Raw genomic sequence first — 12,132 nt, 5'->3', positions numbered from 1 at the left:
CATTAGTGCTTGCTTTTGCTATGTCTATGGATGCCTTTGCTGCATCTATTGGTAAAGGTGCCAGCCTACATAAACCCCGTTTTAGAGAAGCTATCCGCACCGGTCTTATCTTTGGTGTGATAGAAGCCATTACCCCACTAATTGGTTGGTGCATTGGCCTATTCGCCAGTCAATATATTCTGGAATGGGACCACTGGATTGCCTTTAGCCTGCTGTTCATTCTGGGTTGCCGCATGATTTTCGAAGGCGCAAAACAGCAAGTCGAAGAAACCGAAAAAATGCGCAGCCACAGCTTTTGGGTGCTGGTGATGACCGCCATCGCCACCAGCCTTGATGCCATGGCCATTGGTGTTGGTTTGGCATTCCTGCAAGTGAACATTGTTCACACCGCAATGGCAATTGGATTAGCTACCATGATTATGGCAACACTGGGTATGTTGATTGGCCGTTATATTGGCCCGCTGCTGGGTAAACGCGCTGAAATAATCGGGGGAATTGTACTAATAGGTATCGGTTTTAATATCCTTTACGAGCACATCTATCGCCTCGCCTAACTTGATAGCCATACCGTTAGTGCTTTTATTTTCGCCGTAAAAAAAAGCGTGCAAGAAGAGCCAAAAGAAACCCCGCATTCGAGATGAATAGCGGGGTTTTTATCGTTTTAGTACCACTTAAAACGGTTATCAGAAGTCCATAGAAACAGAGAGCTTCAATTCACGTGGGTTACCCTGGTACATATAAGTACCTGTATCTTCGACCGATTCCCAGTAACGCTCATTGGTCACGTTCTCAAGGTTGGCGCGCCAAATCAGATTAGTCTCTTTCAGCGGCATGGTGTAACGCATCCCCAAATCCAGACGCGTCCACGGTTTCAGTTTTAAGGTATTTTCCTGGTTAGCGTACTGAGAACCCGAACGCGTGACGGTTCCGGTCGCGGTTAGCCCTTCTACTGCTTTAATATCATATTCGCCGCCAAACACTAACTGATAACGGGCAACACCGACGGCATAATTACCATTATTTTGGCTATTTTGCGCTTCGGTCAATATCGGGTCTAACCACACGGCACTGCCTAACAGGCGTGTACCGAAGACTGGCTCACCGAACACATTCAATTCAACACCACGGTTACGTTGTTCACCGCTCAAGGTGTACATATTGGTTGCGGCATCAATGGCACCAGCAGGTCGCGTTATTTCAAACAGGGCTAAGGTGCCGCCATAGCGTTGGTTATCAAACTTCACACCCATTTCATTCTGTTTAGCATGAACAATGCCGGTAACATTACCCGCATTAGCGGTATACCAAGGTGCAACTCTACCCGGCGACAAAGCTTCAATGTGGTTCGCATAAAGTGAAACATTTTCCCACGGCTTAACCAGAACACCGTATACCGGGGTCACTTTCATCGCATCTTGCACGTTTTTGCTGTCTGGCACACCACTGTCAAAGTTGCGGATAACCACTTCCTGACGGCGCAGCCCAAGCATCAGCTGCACCTTATCATCCAGTGCGGATAAAGTATCAGATACAGAGATACTGCTGGCACGAACCTGACTGTTTAATGTCGGATCCTGATTTTTACTGACATAGCCCGGTAAGCTTGATGTGGGTGGGAAAGGTATAACACCCGGATTATAGATATTGGTATCTACCCGCTCAGACATATTGAAAGCTGATTTAGCTGTGCGGTAGTTAGCGGCATAGCCGAGATTCATTTTATGTGTCACCGGGCCGGTTTCGAAATGACCACGAATGCCGCCTAAACCAGCAATAGAGTCCGAAACATAAGGCACATACAGACGGCTGATGGTGGCATTGCCATTATTATCAGTCAGCGTCGGTGAGCCGTATTGCCCGGTTTCGTCATTATGGCTGGCACCGAGGGTACCGTAAACTGTCCAGTTTTGGCTTAAATCATACTCACTGCGCAGCATACCAAAAGTGGTAGCCATGTCGGTATAGACCCACTGCTGACCATAGTTCAAAGTGGCAGCAGGGGGTTCTGGGATAACCGTTGCACTACCAATAGCAACATCAGTACGCATGCCATGAACTGTTTGTTTTTGGTAACCAACATCCAAAGAAGTGCGGGCACGTTCGCCACGGTAATCTAAACCGGTAGAAATGGCAGTCGTACGCTCTTTCTGGTCATGAATAGCGGTTTCACCTTCTCGGTGCAGCGCATTCACTCGCACACCGAATTGGTCATTATCACCAAAGCGACGCCCGACGTCCAGCGCCCCGCCCACTTTAGAAGCAGAAGTATAATCCAGGCTGACGCGTGTCAATGGGGTATCACCAGCACGTTTAGGCTCCAGGTTTATCATCCCACCGACACCACTGCCGCTCGGAGAAATACCGTTCACAAATACGTTCGGGCCTTTAAACACTTCAACCCGTTCAACCATACTGGTGTCAATCACCTGACGTGGTAATACGCCGAACAGGCCGCCAAATGAAATATCATCGCCATCAAGGTTAAAGCCGCGGATGCGGAAGTTCTGTGATGCATTACCGTAACCGCGCACATTCTGCACGGAAGCATCATTTCGAACCACATCGGCCAGTGTCCGTGCTTGTTTGTCTTCAACCAATTTAGAGGTGTAACCAATAACGTTAAAGGGCACATTGCGCGCATCTTGCTGCCCAAGGAAGCCGATACGGCCCCCATTCGCTACCTGACCATCTAAATAGGTTGGAATTAAATCATTACCACCAGCACGGAAAGTATCCTGCATCCCAACAACGGTGATGGTGTCATTTGTTTTGCTGTCTTCAGCTTTAGTTGTAGCCGCTGTCGTGCTGGTTTTTTTGGCGTTCTCAGCTGTGCTATCTGTGGTCGCAGCCGCCCATGAGGAAGCGGATAGCGTCCCTAATGCGGCACCGATCATGACGCACAACAGACGCGGAGCCAGCCGTTTCTGATGTGCGCGAGAAGAAATAGTTTGATTCATCGTGTTGATACCCCTGAGTTTCACAAAATGATTACAAATGAGAATGCTTATTATAAGGATTCAGAATTATCCGGATAACATCTACCGATGCAAGCATTTCTGTACATTCAGGGGATTATTTTTCGTGTCGTGAATAAATTAGATGGGTTATGTAATAAACATGATCGCTGGCAGTAACGTTATTGCCGGAGGAGATGCAAAAGAAACTAAAGTAAAATTATTCTGAAAGTGTATTTACAGAACGCGGGACTAATTCCATGCTTCCCACTTAAGTCATTTATTTATACATTTCACCGGCCAATTTACCCCTATTATTAATAAGGTGAACTATTATTACTATCCATATTGATCCATCCCCCACCGCCAGAAACCCTGTAAACAGTGGTATCGCCGCAATAAATAATCCTATAATTAGGCTTTTGAATTCTTTCACTTTATTCCTGATAATAAAAATCTTATTACCTTATTTTCGATGTTAGCGATAAACTAGTACATCACATTTATCGCGATAACAGATTTAAACCATCTGGGTTTAGTTCTGCGTAGCGACAGTTTACTGAATAAAAATTCAAGGAACACAGGAATGGCTTTGCATCCGGCATCATTTGACGATCACATTTTTCGGCTATTAATCGAAGCCGTAGATGACTACGCCATATATATCATTGATGCCCAAGGACATATCCTCACCTGGAACAATGGTGCCGAGCGCAATACGGGTTACAGTGCCGAAGAAGTCATTGGCCAATCATTCGAGCTATTTTACACCCCGGAAGATTCAGCCACTGAATTGCCCGCAAAAGGTCTGCATCACGCTAATCAGTTCGGCCATTATGAGAATCAGGGTTGGCGAGTTCGCAAAAATGGTAAGCGCTTCTGGGGTCATATCACCCTTAGCGCATTGCATGACTCAGACCATAATTTGCAGGGTTTTGTGCAAGTTACGCGCGACCTGACTGATAAATGGCAGCGGGAAAATGCTTTGCGCAAAAGTGAAGAGCAGTTTCGCCACCTGATCAGTGAAGTCGAAGATTACGCCATCTATATGATAGATACTCATGGGCGCATTCTGACCTGGAATAAAGGCGGTGAACGTAATGAAGGCTATACCAGTGATGAAATCATTGGCGAGCATTTCGCCCTGCTGTTCACACCAGAGGATATTTCCGCAGGTCTGCCAGAGAAATCTCTGGCAAAAGCCATTGCCGAGGGTAATTTCCAGACCGAAGGTTGGCATGTGCGCAAAAATGGCATCCGTTACTGGGCCAGTGTGGCCATTAATCCCATGCATGATGATAGTGGAAAGCTGTTGGGGTTTACCAAAATTGTCCGTGATCTGACTGAACGACGTCAGCGTGAAGAAGCATTACGCATCAGCGAAGAACGTTTTCGTCTGATGGTCGATACGGTCGAAGATTACGCTATTTTAATGCTTGACCCCTGGGGCCGGGTCAATACCTGGAACCAGGGCGCAGAACGTAATATGGGTTATGCCAGTAATGAAATAATCGGCCAACATTTCGGTTGCTTCTTTTTGCCCGAAGATATCGCTGCCGGGCTACCAGAAAAATTACTCAAAACATCCGCTTCAGCCAGTCGAGTGGAACGTGAGGGCTGGTTGGTTCGTAAAGACATGACCCGCTATTGGGCCGTCGCCATTATCACGGTTATCCATGATAACAGTGGGAAGCTACTGGGTTATGCCAAAATAATCCGTGATATGAGTGAACGAAAACAACGTGAAGATGCGCTGCGTGCCAGTGAAATAGCGCGCTATGAAGAGCGGGAGCAACTGCATCGGGTGCTGTCATCCATTCAGGAGGGAATTATCTCTCTTGATACTGAAGGCCGCGTTGTATTAATGAATCCTAAAGCTGAAGAAATGACAGGCCGCAGTCAGAATGAATCTTGTGGCTTGCCCATTGAAGAAGTCTTTATCTTGTGGTCCCCGCTACAGGATAAAAATCAATTAGTTGCCATCAATCAGTGCCTGGCCGAAGGGCGTCATACTCTATTGCCTGAAGGTAGCCAACTGTTATCGAGCCAAGGGGAGCGCCAAGAGATCCGTTGCTCCGCCTCGCCGATTCGAGATCGTGACAATCTTCTCACCGGTGCTGTGGTGGTTTTCCAGGATGTCACGCGCGCTCGCCATGAACAGCGAGAGTTACAGTATCAGGCCAATCATGACATGTTGACTGGCTTGATAAATCGACGGAGATTGGAAGAACGCCTCAATCAGGCCATCGACCAGTTGGGTCAGAATGAGCAGCACATCCTCTGTTATGTCGATTTAGATTACTTTAAGGAGGTTAATGACAGTGCCGGTCACGAAGCTGGGGATATGGTGCTCCGTATGGTGGCCCAAACCATGCAACAGGCTGTGCGCGAAAATGATATTGTGGCGCGTTTAGGCGGTGATGAGTTCGCTATCGTGCTATTTAATTGCCAGAGTAAACCCGCAACTGAAGTGTTAGAACGAGTCGTCACCGACATTGCCTCTATCCAATTCCATTGGCACGGTCAATCCTATTCCTTTACCGCAAGCCTTGGGGCGGTATTATTGACTCAGCAAACAGAAACAGCAGCACAAGCCATGCGTCAGGCCGATATTGCCTGTTACTCGGCAAAACATGCCGGCCGCAACCGCTTATCACTTTCGCTGTAACCCTACCGCTGTTTTAGCCGGTGACCATGCGGTCACTGGCTCCCTTGATGACACAATTTATGCAAGGTTATCTTGTTGGCATGTCCAGCAATTAGACTCCGGTCAAAATATCGATTTCAGCAGTGTGATATATAAATATCATCATCTGATTAATTGGAAAAATAACTATGCCGTACTTTACGGTCAGTATCGTTTTGCATAACGCCGTAGAAGGCGATTACGATTCTCTTAATAAGAAAATGATTGATGCTGGGTTTACTTGCCTTATCGGTAGGGAGAAAGTCTACAAATTACCGGCGGGAGAATTCAATTACGGCAGTGGTACATTGAATAAACAGGAAGTGGCTGATTTAGCGCTAAAAGTTGCAGAGCAGATACGCTTTATCCCCTCTATTTTAGTGACTGAATCCGGTGGGAGAACCTGGCGAAACTTAGATCTAAAATAAATATATAACTCTAAATATAACATGCTTAAAATTTGACTTAAGTTAATTGCCAATCCTACACCAGGGATTATTACACGCCCTTATTAAGAGAATAATGTTATCGCTAATAGAAATTATGCGCTCGTCATTTATTGGGTATTATTTAATAACGAGCAATCACTTATATTAGCTTCTCGTCACGGCTTAACACCGTGCTCTCAACGTCTTCTCTACGACGATGAACGGCGATAACAAAATCGGTTTCACAGACAAAAGAAGGCTGAGCAGCAAGTTCTTGTCCGATTTCAATAGAAGCGCGCCAGGCAAAAGGCGTCATCTGCAATAAATTAAAGCTTTGCTTACCGGTTAACTTTATTTCGTAGGCCAACTTTTCACTACTCACCAGATCAAACCCAGCCAAATGCTCAGGCGTATCGTCGTGAAGTTGTACTTGAGCATAAATCAGGGCTTTTAACTGATAGAGATGACGCGGGCCAGGCGCGACAGTCACCACGATGCCACCGGGTTTAACCGTGCGAGCCAATTCAGTTGCCTTACAGGGGGCATAAATACGTAACACAGCATCAAGAGCTTGATTAGCAAAAGGTAATCGGTGGCTGGAGGCCACACAAAAACTGACCTGAGGATAGCGTTTTGCCCCGTATCTGACGGCGACTTTGGCGACATCTAACCCGAAAATAACCATCTGACGTTGTCGATTTAACCTGTCTGCCACTGCCGCGGTGTAATAACCTTCGCCGCAACCGATATCCAACAACATCGCGGCATCCCGCGGTAGCGCCTTATCCAAAATATCACAAACCCGCTGTTGCAAGGGTTGATAATACCCCGCATCCAGAAAAGCCCGCCGAGCTTGCATCATCTCTGGGCTATCCCCGGGCTGTTTCGACCCTTTATGCTGCACCGGCATTAAATTGACGTAACCCTCTTTGGCGCAATCAAACTGGTGGTTATTGCTGCAACGCCACTGTTGCTGGCTCTGCTGCAAGGCCTGATGACAAAGGGGGCACTGATAAGACATGGTTGAATCCCAGATAACTGATTAATTACCGCCAGAAATACCGGCAGACGCGGCGTTAGTCTAAAGAAGCGCAGATACTGTTGCAAGCCGCGGTTTAACTCTGCAATTCACGTGAATGGTAGTCAGTACCCGGTGGTACTTCAGTCGTGGCGTAGAGAATCGGCTAATTTGTGTATTATTTTCGGTATCCGGCGACAATCCTTAAGGTTATTTACACCACGAATGTCATTGAGTCGGTACACCACCAGTTCAGAAATCCAACCCAAACTAAAGTCGTTTTTAAGAATTAAAACAGCATGTTAAAACTATTTTATCTGGGGTTAATGAATGCGCAGGAAGAATGGATAATAGCTCTCCAGAGCTGGGATTTGACATTGTCCCAGCTGGCTATTTATTTTGACGGTCGCCTCGATAAAATGATCACCTTGTGATGATTTTTTAGCGTGACACTGAATTCTGAACACTCCCGAATGAAGTTCCGGGATCTGATTAAAACCTAATACAGATCACGGAGCATATTACTTATTAGAAGTTGTATTTAACGCCTAACATCACCGCCGTATCGCTGTAGCCTTTGTTACCCACTTGTTGGCCAACATTACCCCAGAGATTGACTTGCTTGTTGATCTGACCTTCAACACCCACTTTCACTTCCGCAATATTCGCCGCGCCGTCTTGTTTCACAGTCACGCCATCCATATTGGTGCCAAAGTCTTTGGTGTTATGAACCCAGTTAGTTTCAACAAACGGCTGGAACACGCGGTCCTTGCCTTTATCCTGATCCGCGTAACCATTCATAAAGGCCTTCACTCCCATTCGGGTCTGGATATTGCCATCACCTTCACCAGACACATTGGTGCCGTTGGCTTCTTTATGGTCGTCCGCTTTCACACCCATCCAGGTAACCTGTGCTTTGGGCTGGATAAAGTAGCTGGCGTTTTTAGCCGCGTTCTCGCCCACTTTAAAGGTATAACCACTCTCAACAGACGCCGTCACCCCTTTGGATTTGTACTCTTCGCTCGCTAAATTCTGGCCTTCAACAGTGTTGTCAAACCAGCTGTATTGTGCCCAGCTGTCCACATACAGGCCTGATTTATCGGTTTCGTTGGCATACCAGGTACCGTAGACGCCGGTGCTGTAACCATCGGTGGTACCTTTGGCGTTATAACCGGACACTTGTGACACTGTGGTGTTTTTACTATTGCCATAACCGACCATCACGCCCAGGCGGAAACGGTCCATACCATTATTGCTCCACTGCGCGATATCACCACCCAGTTGCATCACATAACGGTTTGCCTGTGTATTCAACTGACCGTTGGTATCACGGGAGCGGTTATGGCCGCCTTCGTTACGCAGCCACAAGCTGGTGACTTTCTTCTCGCCGGTCAGCGCGTCGATATATTGGGTTTCACCCAGACGATCATGCAGGCTAGTGACAAACATGTTGTTCGCCACTGCCAGGTTAGCACTGTAAGTGCCGGTTTCTGGACGTAATACCGACTCAACAGGGTCAGCAGGGTCTACTCCACTGGTCAGATACCAATTAGCTGCATTGGCATCCAGGCCACGCATCAGTGAGTAATCATAAGCACCGGCCACAATACGGCCATTTTTAACAAACTCACCGTCAGACAAGCCATTCACCTGAATCAACTCAATACCATTCAGGGTTGCAGCCCCGCTGCCGCCGAGGTTAGTCACGCTCACTCGAGTGATACCGGAGGTGTTGCCGTTAACCACCATTCTATCGGTAGCAGACGCATCGTCATTCAGTACCGTATTGAAATTCAGTAAGCCGTCATTACCGATATAATCACCGGAAATAGTCAGAAGGGTACCCGGCCCACCGTTAAAGCTTACAGTCCCACTATTATTCAGGCTGTTTAGTGTCTGTCCAAAACCAGCTAAATCCAGTTGCCCCGCGCTGTCGACAATATAATCAGAAGCAGCACTGAGGCTGTTTACCGCAGCTGCCTTTAAGGTGCCGCCATTAACAGTTGTAGTACCGCTATAGCTATTTACGCCATTTAGTACAGTCGTACCACTGTAAACGACCACTTTACCACTGCCATCAATGGCAGAATTAAATTGATAATTAGTCTCTGTATGGTTAAATACAATTGAGCTATCACCGCTACCCAAGGTAATAAGTGGCGTATTAATATCACCGGCGGAAGTTGCAGCATAGCCAGCGGCACTACCAATATTCAGCACACCGGTTGAAGTAGCATCGTTAGCAATGATGAGACTATCCGTCTGAACGGTCCCACTATTATTGATGGTAAGTGAGGCGTTACCACCATATTCACCGAAACGCATATCACCGGTGTTAACCCAGTTGGAGTTGGCTCCTGTGACTAAAATGTCACCTCTTGCACCCGAGGCGAAGCCTACATAGCTGCCAATACTGCTTAAATGCCCACCATCAGAGACGACTACCGAACCATCCCCACTTGAACCTACTGTCAATAAGCTAGTGTTTTTCCAGACGGAATTCGTACCTGAGATATTGACCCGACCCGTGGTATTTTGCCCGGCACCGACATAACCAAGATTGCTGGTTACAACACCACCATGAGTGATATTTAGAGTACTATTAGAACCTACTGATGCGTAAAATGAACCAATTTGCAGGGTCTCGGCATTATCCCAACGAGAGTCGGTGCCGGTAATTTCTACCACTCAGATAGAGTCATTAATATTCCCGCTTTGACTGGCTACTACACCACCATCAGAAACAACCATGGTGGCAGGGCCATTGGTTCCTATATCAAGCAATGTACCCACTTGCCAGCGGGAACCTGCACCGCTCACTTCTACATAACCGGTTGAAGTAGTTCCTGCCGCAACGCTTGCTTGGGTTGCCGTGGTAACAACGCCGCCATTGGTGATTTTAAGGCTGCCATCACCTTCATGGCCAATGAACATACGGTTACCGGCATTCCAGATTGAGCCTGAGCCTGTGACTTCAACGCTGCCGGTAGAACCGGGACGATATGCAATATCAGCATCATTTTGGTTAGTAACTACAGCACCATCGGCAATTTTCATCATGCCATTGCTATTATTTTCACCGCCAATGCGTAATTCGCCGCCGTTGGTTAATTGTGAACCAGTTCCACTGACTTCAAGATAACCAACAGCCCCGACACCAAAACCAACATGTGTCGCGTTAACAGGGTTATTTACAACTCCACCATCCAATATGTGTAATGTGCCGTTACCGTTATAGCCAACAAAGAGCACTCCGTTATTTATCCACTTAGAGTCAGAGCCAGTAATAATTACCTCACCGGTAGCTGTAGAACTATAGCCAATATAGCTCCATAGCCCAGCGGCTACATTTCCGCTGGTCAACGTTCCACCATTTCCGCTGTTCACCGGTCCACTATTGAAAATATGCATAAAACCGTATGTTGTATTACCTACGATGATTACTCCGGGAATATCCCAGTCAGGTATGTCTGGGATTACATCACCGGCAAAACCGATATCTGCATAAGAAATAGTGGGGCTAAGAGCAGATATAATAGCAAAAGTGACACAAGATAGTTTGCGCTTAAAAATTTTCATGTTGAGTAATAATCCTGATATAAAACATAATAAAAAGATTGAACTTATTAATATGAATTTTCGTTTTCCTTTGTAAAAAACATATAAAGATGAACGTCAAACTTATTACTTACAACGATAATTCATGAATTAATAATAACGTGAGTTACGTCACAAAATAATCAGACACTTGGATTATTTTTTGTGGGAATCTTCCTGTATTTTTGTGTTTTTTTTATTTTAAATGTCTCGATTTTTACACCCAGATATAATCAGTTTTCTTAACCGCTCCATGGTAATCCCCCCCCGAAAAACCAGTGTATTTATAAGTAGCGTTTTCTCGTAACACGAATCGAGGATATTCGGATAAAAAAATTACGTTTCAGCGACAGCCAGCGCAACCGGGGATTTGGCCTATGCTTTTTGTATCTACGTAACGTAAAAGGCTTCAGACTTAACCATAAAAGGGTTTACCGTATTGACTGCGAGCTGTCGCTTAACATGCGAATAAAACCGAAGAAGCGTCTGGCAACATAGGCAACGTATGACCTGATGCTACTGATATCCTCCGTTAAAAATGGGGGACTACCCTTTTTCTTCATTAGGTAAGCCCCTATGACTGATTTTTCACCGCAACTCAGCCGAATCACCGCTATTTGCCATGGTTTTGGCAATAAATCTGCCCTTTTACCTGACTGTCTCCAGCCTTATCAGGCATCACAAGCCAATAAAAAACAGGTTCATGGCACCATGATTGTCGATGTGATAACACCGGGGCAAGAGTGTGGCGAAGCCGATGGGCTCTATACCACTCAATCGGGCATTTTATTAACCGTCTTGACGGCGGATTGTCTGCCTATCATTTTCAGTCAACGGGATGGGAAAGGTATTGCGGTGGTTCACGCCGGTTGGCGCGGTTTATTAGATGGCATTATCTTAAGGATGATTGAACGCATTGCCCGCGATGATTCCCCGGCAAACTGGGTTGCCGCCATCGGGCCAGCCGCCCGCTCCTGCTGTTATGAAGTTAATGAAGAATTGGTGGAGCAGTTCGTTTACACATTTCCCTTGGCAAAAAATATTATTTCGCCTCGTTTTCGCCACCTCAACTTAGCCGCCATCGCTGAGTACCAGTTACGTGGTGCGGGCATTCATCAAATTGATAAGGTCGGGAGTTGTACAATATGTACCACCACGCCAGATGATAAGAATAATACTCAACCTCATTTCAAATACACCAGTTTTCGTCGAACCAGCCAACAGCAAGCGATTGACCCAACCCACCCTGGCATTAAAGGCCGTAATCAGTATTCAGGGTTAATTATCTTACCTTAAGTGACAAATTGAGCCAGGCAGTTCCTGACACAAAAAAACCCGCACAAAGGCGGGTTTTTAACAGCAAAAGAGCTGATTAGATTGCAGTAACGTTTACTGCAGACGGACCTTTCTGACCGTCTTGGATTTCGAACTCTACGTTCTGGCCTTCAG

The 12,132-nt window shown here is 46.4% G+C and carries 9 protein-coding genes and 2 pseudogenes; 6 read left to right on the top strand and 5 right to left on the bottom strand.

What is annotated here, in order from left to right; translation table 11 throughout:
• Positions 1-554: manganese efflux pump MntP (gene mntP, locus ACNSO8_RS07355; protein WP_418393852.1), on the top strand; the 554-nt coding region annotated here is incomplete at its 5' end.
• 129 nt (positions 555-683) lie between these two features.
• On the opposite strand, the gene ACNSO8_RS07350 is transcribed toward mntP, so the two are convergent.
• Positions 684-2,957 (bottom strand): TonB-dependent receptor, encoded by a 2,274-nt coding sequence (locus ACNSO8_RS07350; protein WP_418394257.1) that lies wholly within the window; start codon positions 2,955-2,957, stop codon positions 684-686.
• Between the two features lie 583 nt (positions 2,958-3,540).
• On the opposite strand from ACNSO8_RS07350, the gene ACNSO8_RS07345 reads away from it, so the two are divergent.
• Both ACNSO8_RS07345 and ACNSO8_RS07340 read left to right on the top strand, forming a co-directional pair.
• A complete protein-coding gene (locus ACNSO8_RS07345) occupies positions 3,541-5,622 on the top strand; it encodes a PAS domain S-box protein (RefSeq protein ID WP_418394256.1) in 2,082 nt (693 codons plus the stop codon).
• Positions 5,623-5,789: 167 nt separating this feature from the next.
• Positions 5,790-6,068 carry a hypothetical protein gene (locus ACNSO8_RS07340; protein WP_418394255.1) on the top strand — a complete coding sequence of 93 codons (279 nt, stop codon included), beginning with the start codon at positions 5,790-5,792 and terminating at the stop codon, positions 6,066-6,068.
• 160 nt (positions 6,069-6,228) lie between these two features.
• Here ACNSO8_RS07340 and rlmA read toward each other — a convergent pair whose 3' ends face one another.
• The gene (rlmA, locus tag ACNSO8_RS07335; RefSeq protein WP_418394254.1) at positions 6,229-7,089 is read right to left on the bottom strand and encodes a 23S rRNA (guanine(745)-N(1))-methyltransferase; all 861 of its coding nucleotides are present in this window, start codon (positions 7,087-7,089) and stop codon (positions 6,229-6,231) included.
• Positions 7,090-7,206: 117 nt separating this feature from the next.
• Here rlmA and ACNSO8_RS07330 point away from each other — a divergent pair.
• A pseudogene (locus ACNSO8_RS07330) lies at positions 7,207-7,520 on the top strand (transposase); the annotation flags it as partial.
• Between the two features lie 94 nt (positions 7,521-7,614).
• Here the strand turns inward: ACNSO8_RS07330 and ACNSO8_RS07325 are convergent.
• Both ACNSO8_RS07325 and ACNSO8_RS07320 read right to left on the bottom strand, forming a co-directional pair.
• Positions 7,615-9,774: an autotransporter outer membrane beta-barrel domain-containing protein gene (locus ACNSO8_RS07325; protein ID WP_418394253.1), complete on the bottom strand. Its 2,160-nt coding sequence runs from the start codon at positions 9,772-9,774 to the stop codon at positions 7,615-7,617.
• Positions 9,775-10,665: a hypothetical protein gene (locus ACNSO8_RS07320; RefSeq protein WP_418394252.1), complete on the bottom strand. Its 891-nt coding sequence runs from the start codon at positions 10,663-10,665 to the stop codon at positions 9,775-9,777.
• A gap of 375 nt (positions 10,666-11,040) precedes the next feature.
• Here ACNSO8_RS07320 and ACNSO8_RS07315 point away from each other — a divergent pair.
• Positions 11,041-11,172 (top strand): annotated as a pseudogene (locus ACNSO8_RS07315) (IS3 family transposase); the annotation flags it as partial.
• 87 nt (positions 11,173-11,259) lie between these two features.
• Complete coding sequence (gene pgeF, locus ACNSO8_RS07310; protein WP_418394251.1) at positions 11,260-11,979, top strand: peptidoglycan editing factor PgeF; 720 nt, start codon at positions 11,260-11,262, stop codon at positions 11,977-11,979.
• Positions 11,980-12,055: 76 nt separating this feature from the next.
• Here pgeF and ACNSO8_RS07305 read toward each other — a convergent pair.
• Positions 12,056-12,132: cold shock domain-containing protein (locus tag ACNSO8_RS07305; protein ID WP_418393853.1), on the bottom strand; the 77-nt coding region annotated here is incomplete at its 5' end.

The organism is Yersinia sp. LJYL362 (genome assembly GCF_048323875.1).
This window is presented reverse-complemented; position numbering and strand designations above follow the sequence as displayed.

Coding starts and splice junctions, on each gene's coding strand:
- ACNSO8_RS07350 (WP_418394257.1), bottom strand. CDS start 2,957: ATGAATCAAACTATTTCTTCTCGCGCACATCAGAAACGGCTGGCTCCG.
- ACNSO8_RS07345 (WP_418394256.1), top strand. CDS start 3,541: ATGGCTTTGCATCCGGCATCATTTGACGATCACATTTTTCGGCTATTA.
- ACNSO8_RS07340 (WP_418394255.1), top strand. CDS start 5,790: ATGCCGTACTTTACGGTCAGTATCGTTTTGCATAACGCCGTAGAAGGC.
- rlmA (WP_418394254.1), bottom strand. CDS start 7,089: ATGTCTTATCAGTGCCCCCTTTGTCATCAGGCCTTGCAGCAGAGCCAG.
- ACNSO8_RS07320 (WP_418394252.1), bottom strand. CDS start 10,665: ATGAAAATTTTTAAGCGCAAACTATCTTGTGTCACTTTTGCTATTATA.
- pgeF (WP_418394251.1), top strand. CDS start 11,260: ATGACTGATTTTTCACCGCAACTCAGCCGAATCACCGCTATTTGCCAT.